Origin of the sequence: Anaerotaenia torta (assembly GCF_050433395.1) — a bacterium.
Classification (GTDB): domain Bacteria; phylum Bacillota; class Clostridia; order Lachnospirales; family Lachnospiraceae; genus Mobilitalea; species Mobilitalea torta.
In genome coordinates, this window is sequence record NZ_JBNPXH010000009.1 from 124251 (window position 1) to 142490 (window position 18240).

15 protein-coding genes, 1 tRNA gene and 1 riboswitch are annotated in these 18240 nt (G+C 48.7%); of the genes, 3 read left to right on the top strand and 13 right to left on the bottom strand.

Annotation, left to right across the window (positions count from 1 at the left end):
• Together HNQ56_RS15360 and HNQ56_RS15365 are read right to left on the bottom strand one after the other, a co-directional pair.
• Positions 1–450 carry a chemotaxis protein CheX gene (locus tag HNQ56_RS15360; protein ID WP_429148003.1) on the bottom strand — a complete coding sequence of 150 codons (450 nt, stop codon included), beginning with the start codon at positions 448–450 and terminating at the stop codon, positions 1–3.
• Positions 440–868: a bacteriohemerythrin gene (locus HNQ56_RS15365; RefSeq protein WP_429148005.1), complete on the bottom strand. Its 429-nt coding sequence runs from the start codon at positions 866–868 to the stop codon at positions 440–442. Before HNQ56_RS15365 ends, HNQ56_RS15360 begins: the two co-directional genes overlap by 11 nt.
• A gap of 655 nt (positions 869–1523) precedes the next feature.
• Between HNQ56_RS15365 and HNQ56_RS15370 the strand changes: the two genes are divergently transcribed.
• Entirely contained in the window at positions 1524–2084 is a 561-nt protein-coding gene (locus HNQ56_RS15370) for a DUF2975 domain-containing protein (RefSeq protein ID WP_429148008.1), read from the top strand.
• Positions 2085–2096: 12 nt separating this feature from the next.
• Entirely contained in the window at positions 2097–2309 is a 213-nt protein-coding gene (locus tag HNQ56_RS15375) for a helix-turn-helix domain-containing protein (RefSeq protein ID WP_429148011.1), read from the top strand.
• 198 nt (positions 2310–2507) lie between these two features.
• On the opposite strand, the gene HNQ56_RS15380 is transcribed toward HNQ56_RS15375, so the two are convergent.
• The 10 genes from HNQ56_RS15380 to HNQ56_RS15425 form a co-directional block, all read right to left on the bottom strand.
• Positions 2508–3896 (bottom strand): FtsW/RodA/SpoVE family cell cycle protein, encoded by a 1389-nt coding sequence (locus tag HNQ56_RS15380; RefSeq protein WP_429148013.1) that lies wholly within the window; start codon positions 3894–3896, stop codon positions 2508–2510.
• Positions 3880–4227 (bottom strand): PadR family transcriptional regulator, encoded by a 348-nt coding sequence (locus HNQ56_RS15385; protein WP_429148016.1) that lies wholly within the window; start codon positions 4225–4227, stop codon positions 3880–3882. Before HNQ56_RS15385 ends, HNQ56_RS15380 begins: the two co-directional genes overlap by 17 nt.
• Before the next feature lie 208 nt (positions 4228–4435).
• Positions 4436–5680 (bottom strand): diguanylate cyclase domain-containing protein, encoded by a 1245-nt coding sequence (locus tag HNQ56_RS15390; RefSeq protein ID WP_429148019.1) that lies wholly within the window; start codon positions 5678–5680, stop codon positions 4436–4438.
• A 174-nt stretch (positions 5681–5854) separates the two neighbouring features.
• Positions 5855–6454: an ABC transporter ATP-binding protein gene (locus HNQ56_RS15395; RefSeq protein WP_429148022.1), complete on the bottom strand. Its 600-nt coding sequence runs from the start codon at positions 6452–6454 to the stop codon at positions 5855–5857.
• Positions 6441–7400, bottom strand: coding sequence for an ABC transporter ATP-binding protein (locus HNQ56_RS15400; RefSeq protein WP_429148025.1), 960 nt, complete (start codon positions 7398–7400; stop codon positions 6441–6443). The genes HNQ56_RS15395 and HNQ56_RS15400 overlap by 14 nt, the downstream gene beginning before the upstream one ends.
• Before the next feature lie 47 nt (positions 7401–7447).
• Positions 7448–8293, bottom strand: a complete 846-nt coding sequence (locus HNQ56_RS15405) for an ABC transporter permease (protein ID WP_429148028.1) — start codon at positions 8291–8293, stop codon at positions 7448–7450.
• Positions 8290–9279 carry an ABC transporter permease gene (locus HNQ56_RS15410; protein ID WP_429148031.1) on the bottom strand — a complete coding sequence of 330 codons (990 nt, stop codon included), beginning with the start codon at positions 9277–9279 and terminating at the stop codon, positions 8290–8292. The genes HNQ56_RS15405 and HNQ56_RS15410 overlap by 4 nt, the downstream gene beginning before the upstream one ends.
• A gap of 3 nt (positions 9280–9282) precedes the next feature.
• Positions 9283–10890 carry an ABC transporter substrate-binding protein gene (locus tag HNQ56_RS15415; RefSeq protein ID WP_429148034.1) on the bottom strand — a complete coding sequence of 536 codons (1608 nt, stop codon included), beginning with the start codon at positions 10888–10890 and terminating at the stop codon, positions 9283–9285.
• Positions 10891–11120: 230 nt separating this feature from the next.
• Positions 11121–11897: a formate/nitrite transporter family protein gene (locus tag HNQ56_RS15420; protein ID WP_429148037.1), complete on the bottom strand. Its 777-nt coding sequence runs from the start codon at positions 11895–11897 to the stop codon at positions 11121–11123.
• Between the two features lie 216 nt (positions 11898–12113).
• Positions 12114–12923 carry a transglutaminase-like domain-containing protein gene (locus HNQ56_RS15425; RefSeq protein ID WP_429148040.1) on the bottom strand — a complete coding sequence of 270 codons (810 nt, stop codon included), beginning with the start codon at positions 12921–12923 and terminating at the stop codon, positions 12114–12116.
• Between the two features lie 13 nt (positions 12924–12936).
• Positions 12937–13021: riboswitch (cyclic di-GMP riboswitch) on the bottom strand.
• A gap of 378 nt (positions 13022–13399) precedes the next feature.
• Here HNQ56_RS15425 and HNQ56_RS15430 point away from each other — a divergent pair.
• Positions 13400–13471: transfer RNA gene (locus tag HNQ56_RS15430), tRNA-Glu, on the top strand.
• Positions 13472–13635: 164 nt separating this feature from the next.
• Here HNQ56_RS15430 and HNQ56_RS15435 read toward each other — a convergent pair.
• On the bottom strand, positions 13636–18228 hold the full coding sequence (locus tag HNQ56_RS15435) for a PolC-type DNA polymerase III (protein WP_429148043.1): 4593 nt from the start codon (positions 18226–18228) through the stop codon (positions 13636–13638).
• Between the last annotated feature and the right edge of the window lie 12 nt (positions 18229–18240).

Consider the following 18240-nt stretch of genomic DNA (forward strand, 5'->3'; position numbering starts at 1 on the left):
TCATTTTGCCGGGTTCAGTCTTATATCCAGGCAGGCATCTCCCACGGAGGTGGTGATACAGCATGCGGTACATATTACATACTCCTTATCCTCATCCGCCTTACGAAGTACAGGAGGAAGGATATCACAATTAAGATCATTTTCCGCCAGCAGGGTGAGGACATTGCCGCTGATGATATTGGCTATCTCCGCAATAGCAGAGGTCACGAACTCATCCACGGAATCCATCTCCATACCGCTCATAATATTAACCATCTTAAGCGATGTGGGATCCGGAAAATGATAGATCACCTCTCCCACAAGATCCCCTGTTACCTCTATGGATATATCTGTATTATCATCATGCTGGAAGCTATCTGCGGGGCGGTCTGTGACATCGGAAATATCAAGCATCATCTGAAATACATTAAAGGTCGCCTTTAAAAATAATTCTTGCAGATTATTTGACATCCTTTGCCACCCCCTTTTCAATTGCATAAATCGCAATCTGCTGATCCTCCGTGGCAACATGATTGATCAGCCAGGCCAGAAGCTTTCCTGCAAACTGCTGCGCCAGCCTCTCGCTGTAGCCGCTGTTGGTATAATCCTCTGTAAACTGCAGGACATAGTTCACCATATCGGTATGAATCTGCTTATGCTGCTTGTACCTCGGATAACCAATTCTCAGCTGGTATTCCTCCTCATCCCGAAAATGCTCTACCACATACAATTTCATGAAGTCCAGGGTCTCATTGACATGCTGCACCTTTTCTTCCCAGGATGCAGCGGAGCGCAGTACCTGCATAAATGCTTCTACCCTCCGGAACAGTTCCTTGTGCTGCTCATCCACAATGGTAACGCCCAGCTCATACTTATCTTTCCAGATCATAATATTCCTATCCTTTCTCATCCATATCCTGATACGGTATCTCCAGCTCATCATATGCCTAAGGAGAAATTGACAAAATGGGGAGTATGCTCCTTCCATCTGCATTCTCCTCCCCTATTTTTCCAGTGCTTGCTATGACCACTGCTTTCGGTCAGCATGGCCGGATAATCCGTTCACCAGATTGTGATGCCGTGTATTCTATTATATCAGCTTATTTCGACTTATTTCAAGCCCATCTTGTCAAAAACCCGATCTTCTCGGCCTCACGGGTTACAGTTCAGACGTCAATGTCAGTTAGTTAAGCGAGGTTCTCTCCACCAGGTCACTTTTGCTTGCCTTACCTTCGTGCGTTCAGAGCGCTCTGCTTTACAAGATGCACTCAGACGGTTAGCGCAAAAGTGACCTGGTGGAGAGAACCTCGCTTAACTAACTGACATTGGTTCAGAGGGTGATATTGCAGGGGATATGGTGCTCCACCACGGATCAGCCCCAACAAGCGTTTTTTCAAATTTCTTGCCATTTAAATTGCTTTACTATTAAATGGTGGTTAGTGATGGTTTCAATTACAAGATAAATATTTATTATATTACATACAATATTTATTGACATACGATAAATCACATGATATCATAATAAAAAAAAGGAGGTATCCAACATGAATGAAATTCAAAAGTTAAAGTCCTATCATCTACTGAAAATAGTGATTGATATTGGATTTTGGATTGGTGTTGTGTTTTGCATTGGCATGACAGTTTTTCTTTTCATTAACGAGGGGAGTACCGTATTTACCCTTAATATTAGCTCCGGCAGTGGGTTTGTTATCAACAATGGCACACTTTCTCAATTTCCATTACCCTTTCAGGCAAGAGCTCTTACCTTCGTTGGAATCAATATTTTGAGACTATCTTTGGTCTGGTTGTTTCGCAGTATCGTGCGTTCAATTGGCGATGATACGCCATTTATACATAAGAATGTAAAACGTATACGCTATGCTGCCCTTCTTTTATTTGCACAAAGTTATATTTTTATGTTTATTGGCTATTTTGCAGCCCAACACCACAGGATAATTGCTGAGCAGGCAGGACTTCAACCAGTTTTAATCGAAAGATTAACTATACTGCCCGATAACGCTATTTTTATGCTGTGTTTGCTTGTGTTGGCAGAGATTTTTCGTTATGGCTGCATATTACAAGGGGCATACGATACAACGGTGTGAGGGGGGAATACAATGCCAATTATCATTCGTTTAGATCGTATGATGGCTGACCGTAAGATGTCGCTCAATGAGCTTTCAAAGCATGTAGGGATAACATTGGCAAATCTATCCAACTTAAAAAACGGTAAAATCTCTGCTGTGAAACTTAGTACGCTTGAAGCCATTTGTAAAGCATTAAATTGTCAACCGGGGGATTTGTTTGAATACATTGATGATGAAGAATAAAATTGCGGCCGTTGATGCTCTTAAATTTATTGTAACCGTTCAGAAGGGATACGGGAGGAGAACATACCCCCGTCCCCCTTCTGAACGGTTACAATAACTGCAAATCCGGTTCCGCTGCACCGGGACCTCCGGGCTTCTTCCTCCAGGAACATGATGAAGCTTGCCCGGTTGGATATCCCAGAAAAATCCCAATCCCATTCATCCTCTTAAATTAATAACCAGCTTTCCGTCTTCCATTTTAACGATCTGCCTGCTCTTCCTATCGGTCTCTCCTCCATCCCGGATCAAATCTCCGGACCGAAATACAGAAAGCATGATACCGATCAGGGCGGCATTCAAAAACAGGGATGCTTTTCCGTAGGATACCAGGGGCAGGGACATTGCGGTTAAGAGGCCATAGCCCAGATTAGCCGCAACATAGACAACCGTCTGGCCTGCGAAAATAAGCAGGATGGACAGGGACACCAGCGTCCCCAGCATGCTTTTCTGTCTGGAGGCATACAGGAAGCCCAAAGCGGAAAACACAATAAATAAAAGCACAATACCTGCAAATACAATCCAGCCATAGCTATGGGTCAGCGCCGTAAGCATGAGATCCGTATCAAACAAGGGTCCGGACAGCAGGCTGTCGCCATATTGCCGGGGTATCGTTCCGCTGCCTGAGAATGCGGAACCGGACATCAGATCACGCACCATGACCGTCATGTACCCATGCAGATGTGCATCCGGATTGATCAGTATTCTGAGCCGTTCAAAGCGGTAGGGCTCAAGCAGCATCGCCAGCAGGCAGAGTACCAAGGCTGCCGTAAGAGCGGCGCCAAGAAACTGGCTCTGCCGTCTGCTGCATCCAAACCAGCCTTTTCTCATTGCCAGGAAGAGTAAAATCCATGCAGAAAAGGTATAAATCGCAAAACCGGTGGCAGTCGGAAGCAATAACAATATTACTGCAAAGGGAATATATGCGATTGCGCATTGCAGGATTCCCAGACGGCCTCTGTTGCGCATCGCATAAATTATCAAGGCATATACCAGGGGAAAGATCAAGGCCAGGTACGGCAGGCTGAAGGAAAAACCGGCAATTGAGATCCACCATCTCCTTCCATTCACCTGGCTCCTCAGAATCAAACCGGCTATGCCCATAAATAAGGTAAGAAAATAGCATAAGCCCGGATGTTTAGCTAAAGCTGTAAAATCCAGAAAATAAGCAGTCAGAAGTATCCCTATTGCTATTACGGTTGGAACAAAATCTGAGTTCCTTGACACTATTCCGAAGGGGTTCTGTACAGAAAGAAAATATCTTGCCGCACTTCCTATCACGATTAAGGCTGCTGTCAGCAAAAGCAGCACCCATTGAGGCTTCGGCCTGTATATCTTATCCATCTCAAGCCCGACACTGACCGCATCCCCCATCTGGAGAACCGCCTTCCGGGTTGCAAGGTCTTCTTCTTCTCCTTCCGCAAGATAATAATCCCGTTGGTCACATATATGATCCTCCAGCTCCCGGGCTATGCCGGGGCGGGCTTTCTTCCATCTGATCTGTTCACAGACGGCTGCACTGTAACTTTTGATTTCATCCAATGACTGCAATGCCCGCACCTCCGTTCAGCACCTTATTAACAGCTCCGGTATAAGCCTTCCACTCCTGCTGCTTTTCCTCCAGAAGCCGTCTTCCCCGGGACGTCAGATGGTAATATTTCCGCAATTTAGCTCCGTCCGCCTTCTCTTCGTAGGCATCCACCATGCCCTCCTTCTCCAGACCATGCAGGATAGGATACAGGGTGCCGGCTTTCAGATGAAAGGTATCATCGGATTTCTCCGCCAGAGCCTCAATCATCTGATACCCATACATATCCTGTTCTTCCAGCAATTTTAGAATAAGCGTCGTCGTACTGCCTGCAATCAAGCTCTTATCAATCATTATAGATTGCCCTCCTTTATATATAGATCATCTATGTATGTAAGTATATATCGACGATCTATATATGTCAATCCCATTTCCATCATTATCAAAAAAATAACTGGGAGCATCTATTATCTCCCAGCTAGAATTGAAGCCTTATGATCTGCAATCGGAACAAAACATTCTGCAGCATCCTTTCCGGCAGTTATGCTTCCTGTGGTGCTGCCTACTCCATCTGATACAGGCAATAGCCTCCTCCGCCCCTATGCTTCACCTTATACATCGCCTTATCGGCACAGAGCAGCAGGCCGTTTGTCTCCGACGCATGTTTGGGGTACCGGCTGATACCGATACTGATGGTGACATGGATCGGTATGTCCTTATACATCACAGTCCCGCTCACAGAGGCTTGTATCCGCTTAGCCAAGGCCGCCATATCGCTCTCATCCTGGACTCCCGCCTGCAGTACTACAAATTCATCCCCGCCCAGTCGTCCGATCCGGTCCGTATCCCGGAGGATCTGCCGTACCTTATCCGCTACCCAGCGAAGCACATGATCCCCGGCCTCGTGTCCGTACCGGTCATTGATGCTCTTAAATTTATCAATATCAAACATCATAACTGCAAATCCGGTTCCGCTGCGCCGGGACCTCTGAATTTCTTCCTCCAGGAACATAATAAAGCTTGCGCGGTTGGATATTCCTGTCAGGGCATCGTGTCTGGCAAGCCATGCGATCTTTTCCTCATTCTGCTTGCGCTGCGTAATATTTCGAATAATATGTATACGGAAATGCCCTCTTTCCGTATAGGTACTTTTTGCGCTGACCTCTACGGGGAAGGAGGAACCGTCACTGCGCATATGGGTACATTCAAATACCACTCCCTCTTCATCCGCCAGCTCCATCTGCTGTTCAAATTCGTGGTTGGTGAAAGGATGGCGGATATCCTGTATTGTCATGGACATCAGCTGTTCCCTGGTATAGCCGTACTCATCACAGGCACGCTTATTGGCATTGACGATATGCCCGTCATCCTTGATATATAAAATAATATCGTGAGCATTTTCAAATAAAATCTCATGTATCCTGAATGCTTCATCCGCTTTCTTTTGCAGCGTTATCTCTGTGGAAAAGAGTACTGTCCTGTTCTCGGAAGGATTAAAAGCGCTGAAGAAAAAGCATTTATCCACCGCTTCGAAAAGAAATTCAAACTGTACCGGAGCTTCTGAATGAGGCATGTTTTTTAGGAACTGCTCCCAATTCTCATCCACTGCAAGGAATACCTGACGGATGGTCTTCCCTATCATTTTACTGCGAGGTAAACCGGTATTGATGGTAAATTGCCTGTTAACCTCCAGAATCTTATAATCAATGGGTTCGCCTTCCGCATTTTTTATAAGCTCCAGCAATGTATAGCCCTCTAGCATGGCCTCATATATCACAGGGGAATAGCTGTCCTTACTTTCCTTCATACATCCATCCTCCTTTCTTATGTTCAATTTTTCATCTTGCTATTATTATAATCGAAAATTGTATAAATGTCTATTCATCCTGCGAATCTCACAGTCACAGGCCGGCTTATGCCCCTGAATCAAAACGGGAAGCCCTGGACCGGTGCCCACTGCTTCCCTTGATTAATGCTGATTTTATAATTCTACAATCCGGTCACAAATCCGTTCTAACAAAATCCTGTCATGACTGATTACCGCCACGCCCATGCTGTGCTCCCCGGCATACTTCAGCACGGTATCCCATATCTGCACCTGAGTCACCGCATCCAACATGGAAGTCATCTCATCCGCGATCAGGAACTTTGTTCTCTCGTTAAGCACCCGAAGAACGCAAAAACGCTGGAGCTCACCGCCGGAGAGCTCCGCCGGCCACCGATCCAGCCAGCTTTCCTTAATCCCCATGGCTTCCATCAGTTCTCCGGACGGCTCTGCCGCTTCGTTCATAACCTTTCTCATTTTCCACTTTGGGTTCACTGCTTTTTCCGGATGCTGAAAAACCAGCTGCACCGGATGGTATCCCTTCCCGTTCCAATCCTGCGCTCCCTCTATTGTCACACTTCCCGCCTCCGGCACAAGATATCCCGCAAGAATTTTAGCCAGAGTAGTTTTACCGAAGCCGCTTGGGGCGAAGATTCCCACAATTTCTCCGCTCTCAAGACTGAAATCAACCTTAGTAAGAACAGGCTGTTGGCTGTTATAGCCAAAACAGATTCCCCGGGCTTTAAGTCGCATCATGACACCTTACCTTTCCTCCCCGCAGCTCCCTCCATTCCGGTACTGCTTTCCTGCAGTGCTCCCTTCTTCTCCCGCACCTTTCATAAAAGCTGCAGCCGGAGGGTACCTCTCCCGGAAGAGGCTGGCTTCCTTCCACCGCCCTAAACTCCCTGTCAGGCAGGGCGTGCAGAAGCGCTCTTGTGTACGGATGGCGGAGACTCTCTCCATTTCCTTCAAAGTCCCCGGCTCCGGCGGTTTCCAGAGTGCTTCCCGCGTAGAATATGGATATCCTGTCAGCAATTCTTAATGCCGCATTAATATCGTGGGTTATCATCAGCACCGCCTTATTGCTGTCTGCCAGTTCCCTGAAATCCTTCAGAGCCTCGTCCAGAGCCCTGGCGTCCAATCCGGGCGTCGGTTCATCCGCAATCACTACCCGGCTGTCCGAGGCCAATGCCGTGCTCAGAAGCACCTTTCTCGCCATTCCTCCCGAGAGCTGGTGCGGATAATACTCTTCCACCTCATCCCCAAGCCCGTACCGGTTCAAAATACTTCTTATGAGACCTTCCTTGTGATGAGAGCTTCCCTTCTGCAGGAGCTCTGCGTCCCGGAGGGAGATTCCGATCTGCTTCTTCACCTTCATCAGGGGATCAAGATAGTTCACCGACTGGGGAATCAGGACAATTTCCCTTCCCCGCAGATGCTTCCTGTCCTTTTCCGTCAACAGCCGGTCCCGGTAATAAATCCGTCCCTCTGCAACCGCATTTTCCGGGAGTATTCCCAGGATGGCGTGGGCCAGGAGACTTTTGCCGGAACCGCTTGAGCCTACGACCGCAAGGATCTCCCCTTCATATAAGTCAATATCCAGATTGGTGATGGCCCTCATCTCACTCCGCCTCAGTCCCCGGGTATACTGGGAAAAGCTGACGCCAAGGCCTTCCACCTTCAATATTGGTTTCTTCTCCATCCTCCGGCCCTCCTTTCCTGTTTCGGTTTCTCACTAATTCTTTCCCATTACCTTCGGTATGCCGTCTTCGGATTCAGCATGGTTTCCATGTTCTTTCCCAGCCGGTCCACCAGCATGGAGACAGCCGCCAGGGATATCCCCGGAAAGAATGCCAGCCACCATTTGCCGCCCGTCAGGTATTTCATGGACTCCGACAGAATCACGCCGATTGCCGGCTCGTGGGGCGGAAGTCCGAAGCCCAGAAAGGTAATGGAGGCCTCATGAAGGATGGCGTGGGGAAAGATCAGAACAACTCCGACAATCAGCTGGGGAATGATATGGGGAAAGACATGCTCCCAGGCAATGTACCACCGGCTCCTGCCCATCTGCTTTGACACCTTGGCATACTCTGCCTCCCGAATCTGCATTACCTCCGCTCTGATTACCCTGGTTAGGGAGGTCCAGTGAGTCAGGGTGACCCCTGTGACAATTCCTCTGATTCCCCCTCCGCAGGCCATGGAGATCAGTATAATCAATATGGCATGGGGTACCGAAAGCATCAGATCAATCAGCCATGCCAGAAGAGCGTCCGTTTTTCCGCCCAGCAGCGGACCGAAGATCCCCAGCACCACCGCAATCACACCGCTGATCACCGCGGACAGTACCCCTATGGTCATGCTCAGGGAAAGCCCCTTCAAAGTGCGGAGCAGCATATCCCGTCCGGTCCAGTCGGTTCCGAAGGGATGCTGCCGGGAAGGCGGCTGAAAAATATTTCCCAGATCTACCATCAGCGCGTCCTCGCTGATCCGGCTTCCAATGATAAGCACCGCCAGGAATAAAACGGACAGAAGCCCTATCTGGAGTATGGTCTTTTCCCTGATTCCAAGCTTCGGGAGACATCTGCTCTTTCTCATAGGCTCCGCCCCTCCTTAATTCTTGGATCAATCCTTCTGTAAAGCAGATCTGCCGCCAGATTGCCCGTATAAATAAACAGCACGCTGATTATGGTAATTCCCATGAGCAGAGGCACATCTCCCCGCAATCCTGCCTGCACCGTAGCCATACCCAGTCCGGGGTAGGAAAATACCTGCTCCACAAATACCGCTCCTCCAAACAGCTCTCCGAAGGACAGAAACTGCAGGGTCACAGCCGGCAGGGAGATATTCTTAAGGACATGATGAAAGACGATTTCCCTCTTCGTCTCTCCTCTGGCTCTTGCGAAGATAATGAAATCCTCCGTCAAAATTTCTACTGTCTTTTCCCTTGTATGCATGCAGATATTGGCTATTCCCACCACTGCCAGAGTAAGGGAGGGGAGAACCAGGTGGGACAGCCGGTCTGCCAGGCTTACTTCTGAAGAAACCACCCCAAGGGGTACGGACAGCCCTACCGGAAACCACCCCAGTCTCACAGAAAAGATCATTACAAACAGAATTCCGATCCAAAAGGCAGGGGTGGCTATTAAGATATGACAATATGCCCGAATTACCCTGTCTATTATTTTTCCTTCCTTCATTCCCGCCAGGACACCGAGAACAAAGCCGATGATCCCCGACAGCACCCAGGCAACTCCCATAAGCAGGAGGGAGGTAAGGAATTTCTGTCCGATTACCTCCATCACAGGGCGGCGGTATATGATGGAATTCCCCCAATCCCCTTTTATCATGGAGGTCAGCCACGCCATGAAACGCGGGAGCGGCGGCTTATTCAGCCCCCATTGCTCCGCGATCAACGCCCTCTGCTCCGCCCCCACCTTGGTGCTGGTTCCCACATAGGCGGTGATGGGATCGATGGGGGATAACTCCATCAGCACAAAGGTCAGTATGCTTACGGAAAGGAGCAATATCAAAAGTTTTACCGCCTTTTTGACTAAAAACAGAACCAGACTATTCCTTCTCATCCTTTACTCCCATGTCCATTCATTTACATTATCAAAAATTCGTCCCCCATGGGGCTGCACCACGGGATTTCCGAAGGAAAAGCCTTCTGCCGCAAGATATACATGATTGGCATTGACAAGCCAGCAGTAGGGGGCATCCCCTCTTGCCGAGGCTGTCGCCTGAAGAGCCTTCCAATGGGGAAGGGCCTCCGCCTCATCACTGGAATTCAGCGCCAGGTCAATGCATTCGTTGGCATATTCATTGTTATAGCAGCCGGAATTATCCCAGGCAACCGTTCCTCCTGCTATGCCTCCGTAATAGAGGTTATACAGCTCGGATGGATCCCCTGAACCAAAGCCGTACAATACCGCCTGGCTGTGAATATCAGGAAGAATGGTATCCCAGGTCACCATCCTGAGATTAATTTTGATTCCAATCTGCTTTGCCACATTGACACATTCCAGCGCCAGCTCCTGCCGGTAGGCTCCTTCAGTATACAGTAATTCAAATTCTGCGGCAAGGCCGTTCTTTTCCACGATCCCGTCACCGTCGGTATCCTCCCAGCCGCCTTTCTTAAGAATGCTTACGGCCAGCTCTGTGTTGGCATATTCCGTCGGCTCCAGTACGGTCTCCTCATTAAGCCAGGGCATCTTCTCCAGTCCGGTGGTGGAAACAGTCCCATAGCCGTTCAGTATCCCATCCACCATTCTCTTCCGGTCAACTGCCGCATTCATTGCTTTCCGAATGGCTATGTCGCTGGTAACATTATTCCCCATAACCGCCCCGTCCTGTGCTGGATTTCCCTCATTGGGTATCATGGGAAAGCAGATACCATAGCATTCAATGCTGGGAATATCGATGATCTGCCCTGCATTCCCGGCGGTATCCGCCAGGCTGCCTGTTATCTGTGCCACGTCCGCTTCCCCGTTTTTCACCGCGGAATAGGCGGTGTCCGCCTCCAGGAATACCATGGTCAGCTTCTTAATCTTTGGTATATCACCGTAATAAGCTTCATTCGCTTCAAAGATAACCTGCTGTCCCTTATCCCATTGCACAAACCGGTAGGGTCCCGATCCGATCGGGTGATCCTTGAAATTCTCATCATGGGCATGGCGGGGGATAATCCCCAGGTAGGCCAGCCTTTCCAGGAAAGGAGAATAGGGCTTGATCAAACTGAATTCCACCGTATGCTCATCCAGCTCTCTGATTCCGCTGATCATGGTCAGGTCGGTCTCCGAAGCGGATTCCTTCGCCATATTGTAAGTGTAGACCACATCCTCCGCCAGCACCGGCGTGCCATCGGTGAATACCGCGTCCTCACGCAGTGTAATGGTCCACCGGAGCTTATCCTCCGATACCTGGTAACCCGTGGCCAGGTCGTTGGTCCAGCCCAGCTCCTTATCCCTTGTGAAAAGGGTGGAAAAGAGGATTCTGGTAATGGACCCGTGTCCTCCCGTGGTGGCATCAAATCCGGCCTCCGGTTCCGAACCGATTGCGGCGATGAGCTCCTTGTTCTCCCTTCTGGTTCTGCGTCCTGATATTCCTCTGTCCCCCGGATTCTGGCAGCCTGCCAGCAGGACACCTGCCATGACCACGGTCAGCAGCAAAGCTGTAATTTTTGTATGTCTCATGGTTATTTTTCTCCCCCTTTGCTTTATCAAAAAAAGAACGAATCCTGAACTTCGTACAGAAATTCACTGATTCGCTGTCTCCATGACCTCTTTTTTAATTATTTAATTATGATAGATCATCCTTGATTTCGTCCTTCTTATTGAAGATAAATGTTTCTTCTTGAAACAACCATCGATATTCTACCACATGTATCCGTTTTATACAACCCGGCTTAATGAAATTTCGGTTACTATTGTTCCTCCCTTCCTGCTTCTTTGCGTATAAGGAGATAGTTCATTCCCGATACCACAATGCCGCCTCCAATGAAATTGCCCACGGCTGACACGCATAAGCTGTAAAGTATCTGGAGCAGACTGATCTCCGCCCCGCCAAAATATGCCGCAAACAGATAGTACATATTTGCCACTACGTGCTCCGTTCCCGTAAGGACAAAGACGGTAATCGCCAGCCAGAGTGCTATGATCTTGCTGATTTCTTCCTTGCAGCTATAGGCCAGGCAGACTCCCGTGGATACAATAATATTACATAAAATACTGCTGACCAGCATCCTTCCCAGGGGAAGATGCACCTTATGCACCGCCTTGCTCATCACCAGCTCCATGGTCTTACCATCCAGGATTCCCGACGTTCCCGTCATCCAGGCTGTTAGAAGCCCTCCAATCAGATTGGAAACCAAAACCAGAACCAGGACTTTCATAATTTTTCCCAGCTTAATGCGTCCGGTATAAACCGCCAGCATTATCATGCTGTCACTGGTATACAGCTCCGCCTGCATCAGCAAAACTGCCACAATTCCCATGGGGAAGACTACCGCCCCAAGGAAATTCCCCAGGCCCGGATCGCTCAGGCCGGCTGCCAGCTTCAGATATCCGACGGCTCCAATGGCGATGTACATTCCCGCCAGAATTCCCTGGATGAGGAGGGTAACAGCTTTCTTATCTGCTTTTTGTCCGCTTTGTTTCAATATGTATTCTGTCAATGCAACAGGTCCAGTATGGGTCTTCATTCCTCTTTCCTCTTTCTTGTTCTTTTTGCCTCCGTTGGAACTGTCCATCCGGAGATTATTCCGCTATGGGCGGTCCGGCGTCTTGGCGCCTCAAACAATATAGCATACTTTTTTATAAAAATATATAGTTTTATGTTTATATATTTTATGATTATAAAAGAAGAGCATGTTCCCATGCTCTTCCGGAGAAAGTCGATCTGTCTTCTGTTAACGTTATTAATATTGTTTCTCTATGGTATACCGGCCGGCTTTCTTACCCATAGAGCCGCGGGCCTCGTCACTGACTGCCGCATCCAGTGTAGTATCAACTGTAACCCAGCTGCCGTCCAGATATACTTCATTCCACGCATGGTATTCACTGACATCCCTGCTTCTTCCCATGAGAACCTTCACCGGAACGCCTGCGCTTCTGAGCATCGATGCAAATAACACGGAATAATCATAGCATATTCCCTTCTTACTCTGAAAGGTATCCTCAACAGAGGAGATATATCCGCTTACCACGGTCTCTGCTTTCTTATTATCATACTTGTAGTTTTCTACAATATAATTATAGACAGCCTCGGCCTTCTCTTTGTCCGTCTTCTTTCCCCTGGTTAATTCAGCCGCCTTTTTGACTGCCTTCATGCCGGTATCCCAATTCACCAGCTGAGTGCTCTGCAGATAAACCGTAACCCCATCATCTGTGTCGTATTGAACCTCGTCTGACAAAATACGCTTATACTTGCTGCCCTCTATATGGGAATAAAGCTCTATTTTATAAGTTCCATTCCCCGATTGAAGAGGAACTCTGATATCATCGTTGTAATCATAGTAATAAATGATATCGTCCTTTACCACCCCTATCTTATCTATCTGTTCTGCTGCCTGCTGACCATGAATAACAATGATGCCATTCTCAATCCCACTTTTATCAACAACTGCTTCCGCATCCTTTGCTAATGCTACGGAAGAATTATCAAATGCGGCCAGACAAATAACCGCCGCCAAGAAGCTTAATAATCCCTTCTTTATATTTTGGTACATAAAAAACTCCCCTTTCGGAAACTGGCTGCCATGTTATATTTAACGAAGGCCCTATAGCTTTGCGTCACCAGTTTTCACTGGTTTTGCTAGTATCGTTGGAAAGTGTCACCACTTCTATGAAATTAACCACAAACTAAATTGTATACAACTTATACTTACATACTAACATAGAATAATTCATTTGAATATAGGTAATACAAACTAAATATTAATTATTTTCAACGAATCGTGATATGTTTTGGCCAAACCAATAAAGCATCCAATCCCTCCATACAAATATATCTCACTGTGGTACTCATGCCAGGACTCCTTTGGTGAAATTTGACCCGTGTTTTTATATAAGAAGGATATGGAAAAGCACCCATGCCTTTGGCCATAATAACGAAATGTGTTAATTGACAGAACAATTCAAAAAAAATATTAAAAAAGGGCTTGCTTTTTTCTTCAACATAGTATAGAATAAATATTGTTCTTAAGGCTCGTTGGTCAAGGGGTTAAGACGCCGCCCTCTCACGGCGGAAACAGGGGTTCGATTCCCCTACGAGCTGCTAAACTTAGTAAAAACACTTTCAGACTCTTGAAAGTGTTTTTTTACTTTGTATACAAATAATTGGAGTGGGATTTTTTTAAATCCCACTCCATCTGTATTTAGAGCCATTATCTCTTATACCGGAACCGGTGCTGGGCCGCCGCTATAACCTCAATCTGCTTTCTACTGTAGAAAATCCATTAAGGACATCTGATTCGAAAGGGGAAGCTCTCCCATCAGCCCCATCTTCGCCATATTATCCACTACGGTGGAGCTCACCTTACAGCGAATCTTAAAATCATCCCGGGAGAGGAACGGTCCCTGCTGGGCAGCTTCCACCACCGCATCCGCCGCCTTGTCCCCAAGTCCGTCGATAGTACTCAGGGAGGGCATCAGCTTTCCATCGATAATCTGGAAGGCATGGGCCTTGGCCCTGTAAATATCAAGGGGCAGGAAATCAAACCCCCGCGCGTACATCTCCTGCACAATCTTCATATCCTTAAAGGTATCCTGCTCTTTTTTACTCAGCATATTATATCTTCTCTTATAGTCCGCTATATGCTGCTCCAATACTGCCCTTCCCTGGCACATCAGCTCATAATTAAAGGCCGAGGCCCGGATGGAGAAATAGGCCGCATAATACGCCAGAGGATGATATACTTTAAAATACGCGATCCGGAAGGCCATCATAACATATGCCGCCGCATGGGCCTTCGGGAACATATACTGTATCTGCTTGCAGGACCAGATATACCAGTCCGGCACATCCGCCGCCAGCATCGCCGCCTCCATCTCCGAAGTCAGGCCTTTTCCCTTACGGACACTCTCCATGATCTTAAAGGCCTGTCCCGGCTCCACACCGGTGGAAATGAGATAGATCATAATATCATCACGGGTACAGATTGCCGTGGCCAGAGTACATTTTCCGTTCTGAATCAGGGTCTGGGCATTATTCAGCCATACATCCGTACCATGGGACAGGCCGGAGATCCGCACCAGGTCGGAGAAGGATTTGGGCTGTGTGTCCTTCACCATCTGCATAACAAAATCCGTGCCGAACTCAGGGATTCCAAGGCACCCCAGCTCGCAGCCGTCTATGTCCTTCGGTGATATCCCCAGGGCGCTGGTATCCCGAAACAGCGACAATACCTTCGGTTCATCCAGCCGGATTTTCTTGGCATCCAGTCCTGTCAGATCCTCCAGCATCCGGATCATGGTGGGATCATCGTGTCCCAGAATATCCAGCTTCAGCAGGTTATGGTCAATGGAATGGTAATCAAAATGCGTCGTTATGGTCTTGGTGGTCATATCATTGGCCGGGCGCTGCACCGGAGTGAAGGAATAGATATTCTCCCCGTGAGGCAGTACTACAATGCCGCCCGGATGCTGCCCGGTCGTCCTTCTTACACCGACACAGCCCTCTATAATACGCTCAATCTCCACATTGCGCTTATGGATGCCCCGTTCCTCATAATAATTCTTCACATAGCCGAAGGCCGTCTTATCCGCCAGGGTACCGATGGTCCCCGCACGGAAGGTATGTCCCTCGCCAAAGAGCACCTCCGTATAATCATGGGCCTTGCTCTGGTATTCTCCGGAGAAGTTCAGGTCGATATCCGGCTCCTTATCCCCGTAGAAGCCCAGGAAGGTCTCAAAGGGGATATCATGTCCGTCCTTTTCCAGCGGCTGTCCGCAGACGGGACAAGCCCGGTCGGGCATATCACAGCCGGAGCTGCCTCCGTATTTCTTAACCTCCTCGGAATCGAAATCAGAGTAATGGCAGTTCAGGCAATAATAATGAGGAGCCAGAGGATTTACCTCGGTAATGCCCGCCATGGTTGCAACAAAGGAAGAGCCTACGGAGCCTCGTGAGCCCACCAGATAGCCATCCTCGTTGGATTTCCACACCAGCTTCTGCGCAATGATATACATAACTGCAAAACCGTTATTGATGATGGATTTCAACTCATGCTCCAGCCTGGCCTCCACCGGAGCCGGAAGAGGGTCACCGTACATGGAATGAGCCTTCTCATAGCAGATATTTCTTAAGTTCTCCTCTGAATTGGGGAGTACCGGCGGGCATTTATCCGGGCGCACCGGGGATATCTTCTCAATCCGGTCCGCAATGAGATTCGTATTGGTGATAACCACCTTTTCCGCCTTTGCCTTCCCCAGATAAGAGAATTCCTCCAGCATCTCCTCCGTGGTCCTCAGATAGAGGGCCGCCTGCTCATCCGCATCCTTAAAGCCCTTTCCTGCCAGTATAATTCTCCGGTAGATTTCATCCTCCGGATCCAGAAAATGCACGTCACAGGTAGCCACCACCGGCTTGTTGTATTCCTCTCCCAGAGCAACAATTCTGCGGTTCAGCTCCATCAGATCCTCCTTCGAGGTGATATCCCTCTCATCACTTCGGTCACTGCGGATCAGGAATTCATTATTACACAGGGGCTGTATCTCCAGGTAATCATAGAAATTTACCAGCTTTGCCAGCTGTTCATGTGACTGGTTGGTCAATACGCCCCGGAACACCTCCCCTGCCTCACAGGCAGAGCCCAGGATAATCCCTTCCCTGCACTCCATCAGAAGGCTCTTCGGAATCTTCGGGCGCTTATTATAATATTCTATATGGGACAGGGACACCATCTTGTACAGGTTCACCCGGCCCGTATCATTCTGTGCCAGAAGGATGGCATGATAGGCAGGGAGCTTTCGGATTGCCTCAGCCGACATTCTGCCCAGCTGATCAATCTCATTCACCGTATGTATCTCCCTCTCCTTCAGCATCACCACAAACTTTTCAAAAATCTGTGCCGTGGCACCGGCATCATCCACCGCCCTGTGATGGTTCTCCAAGGAAACACTCAGAGCCTTTGCAACCGTATTCAGCTTATACCTGCTTAACTCCGGCAGGAGGATTCGAGCCAGGCCCACCGTATCAATTACCGTAAAATCCGTTGTAATTCCCTGCCTTGCCGCATTCTTATCAATAAAGCCCACATCAAAGGAGGCATTGTGTGCCACCAGGCTGCAGCCCTCGCAAAAGGCAAGAAATTCCGGCAGCACCTTCTCAATGGTGGGCGCATCCATCACCATATTATCATTAATGGAGGTAAGCTGCTCTATCTCATAGGGAATCGGCACCTCAGGATTCACAAAGGTGCTGTATCGCTCCGTGATCTCGCCTCCGATGACCTTAACCGCGCCGATTTCAATGATCCTGTCATTATTCTGGCTAAAGCCAGTGGTCTCGATATCAAACACCACAAAGGCATCATCCAGACTCTGCCCCCTGGCATTTACCACCACTTCCTTCAGATCGTCCACCAGATAGGCTTCCATGCCATAGATCACCTTGAAGTTCTTGGCACGCTTCTGTTCCTCCTCGTCGGAGTAATCCTTTGGATTCAAGGCATGGCTGGCATCGGGAAAGGCCTGCACCACCCCGTGGTCAGTGACGGCAATCGCCGAGTGTCCCCACTGAAAGGCTCTCTTTACCATCTTCTTTACATCCACCACGGAGTCCATATCACTCATCATGGTATGGGCATGGAGCTCCACACGCTTAACCGGAGCCTCATCCTTCCTGGCGGAGGCGCTCACCTCACTGGCGGAACGGATGCCCACTACGGAGCCGATGGTAATGTCCCTCTCATAGGTATCCATTTGGGCAATTCCCTTCAGCATAAAATATCCGCCGGGCTTCAGCATCGCCATAATTTCTTCCACTTCGATGGTTTTAGCGTAAAGCTTGACCTTGATGGAGTCCGTAAAATCAGTTATGACAAAGGTGATGATGCTCTTCTCATTCCCTATGGTGCGTGTATCCGGCTTAATGAGCTTACCCCGGATGACTACCTCTCCAATCTCGTCAATGATATCACAGATGGAAATCGGACTGCCTTCAAAATTCCTGCCGTAAACAACGGACGGGTCCTGGGGCAGCTTGCGGTAGCTTCCCTTTCCCTTCTCATAGGCGCTTTTGCCGAAGGATTTGGACGCTGCCGGCTTCGCAGGCTGTTCCGCCTTGGGAGGCTGCGCCTTCTCCGGGGCGGCTGCCAAAGCAGAAGAACCGGATTTTGCAGCAGGGGCATGTCCTGAACCTGCCATCTCCAGAATATCTCCGGGACGGCTCCCCGTACTCATAAACACTTCCGGCTGCTCCTGGCTGTCCGGGACATAGCCTTCCTCTATTGCCTCTCTCTCCGCTCTGCGCAGCATATTCCTCTTATATTCCAGGTCATCCCCCTGCTGGGTATCCTCCGGCTCCCTATATTCAACAAGCACCTGTACCGTATAATTAAAACGCTCCTGAAACAGAGTCTCCAGGTAGTCCTTGAGCTTCATCATCTTTTCTTTGACAACACAGCTGTCCGTAACTTGAACGGTAATCTTTCCATGCATTGCCGGCTGTGCATCCTCAATGGTTACCTCTGCCATGGAGAAGATGTGATAGCTCACAATGCTGCTCTCCTTCAATTCCTCCAGAATGCTGTCCCGGTAGATGGGATACAGATTCGGCAGAGTGTATTGTGCGGAAAGCTCGAACTGCGGCTTGATTACCGCCCGGTTCCCGGTATGTAAAAAGAGCTGCCGGTTCAGCAGTTCTTCCATTCTTCTTATATGGAGTCTGCTGATCAGGCGGCTGCTCCGGATACAGATGAACACATCCTTTGTCCGCCTCGAAGCAACCACCTTAACTACATCCACCTCGCTGTAAAGCTTCTGCAGTTCCTGATCTGCAGATACCTTCTCAAATGCTTCAAAAAATAACATGGTACATTCTCC

Excerpts from the sequence above, each read along its gene's own strand:
- HNQ56_RS15395 (WP_429148022.1), bottom strand. The coding sequence starts at position 6,454 with ATGATGCGACTTAAAGCCCGGGGAATCTGTTTTGGCTATAACAGCCAA.
- HNQ56_RS15375 (WP_429148011.1), top strand. The coding sequence starts at position 2,097 with ATGCCAATTATCATTCGTTTAGATCGTATGATGGCTGACCGTAAGATG.
- HNQ56_RS15420 (WP_429148037.1), bottom strand. The coding sequence starts at position 11,897 with ATGAAGACCCATACTGGACCTGTTGCATTGACAGAATACATATTGAAA.
- HNQ56_RS15405 (WP_429148028.1), bottom strand. The coding sequence starts at position 8,293 with ATGAGAAAGAGCAGATGTCTCCCGAAGCTTGGAATCAGGGAAAAGACC.
- HNQ56_RS15360 (WP_429148003.1), bottom strand. The coding sequence starts at position 450 with ATGTCAAATAATCTGCAAGAATTATTTTTAAAGGCGACCTTTAATGTA.
- HNQ56_RS15370 (WP_429148008.1), top strand. The coding sequence starts at position 1,524 with ATGAATGAAATTCAAAAGTTAAAGTCCTATCATCTACTGAAAATAGTG.
- HNQ56_RS15410 (WP_429148031.1), bottom strand. The coding sequence starts at position 9,279 with ATGAGAAGGAATAGTCTGGTTCTGTTTTTAGTCAAAAAGGCGGTAAAA.
- HNQ56_RS15385 (WP_429148016.1), bottom strand. The coding sequence starts at position 4,227 with ATGATTGATAAGAGCTTGATTGCAGGCAGTACGACGACGCTTATTCTA.
- HNQ56_RS15400 (WP_429148025.1), bottom strand. The coding sequence starts at position 7,400 with ATGGAGAAGAAACCAATATTGAAGGTGGAAGGCCTTGGCGTCAGCTTT.
- HNQ56_RS15390 (WP_429148019.1), bottom strand. The coding sequence starts at position 5,680 with ATGAAGGAAAGTAAGGACAGCTATTCCCCTGTGATATATGAGGCCATG.
- HNQ56_RS15365 (WP_429148005.1), bottom strand. The coding sequence starts at position 868 with ATGATCTGGAAAGATAAGTATGAGCTGGGCGTTACCATTGTGGATGAG.
- HNQ56_RS15435 (WP_429148043.1), bottom strand. The coding sequence starts at position 18,228 with ATGTTATTTTTTGAAGCATTTGAGAAGGTATCTGCAGATCAGGAACTG.
- HNQ56_RS15415 (WP_429148034.1), bottom strand. The coding sequence starts at position 10,890 with ATGAGACATACAAAAATTACAGCTTTGCTGCTGACCGTGGTCATGGCA.
- HNQ56_RS15425 (WP_429148040.1), bottom strand. The coding sequence starts at position 12,923 with ATGTACCAAAATATAAAGAAGGGATTATTAAGCTTCTTGGCGGCGGTT.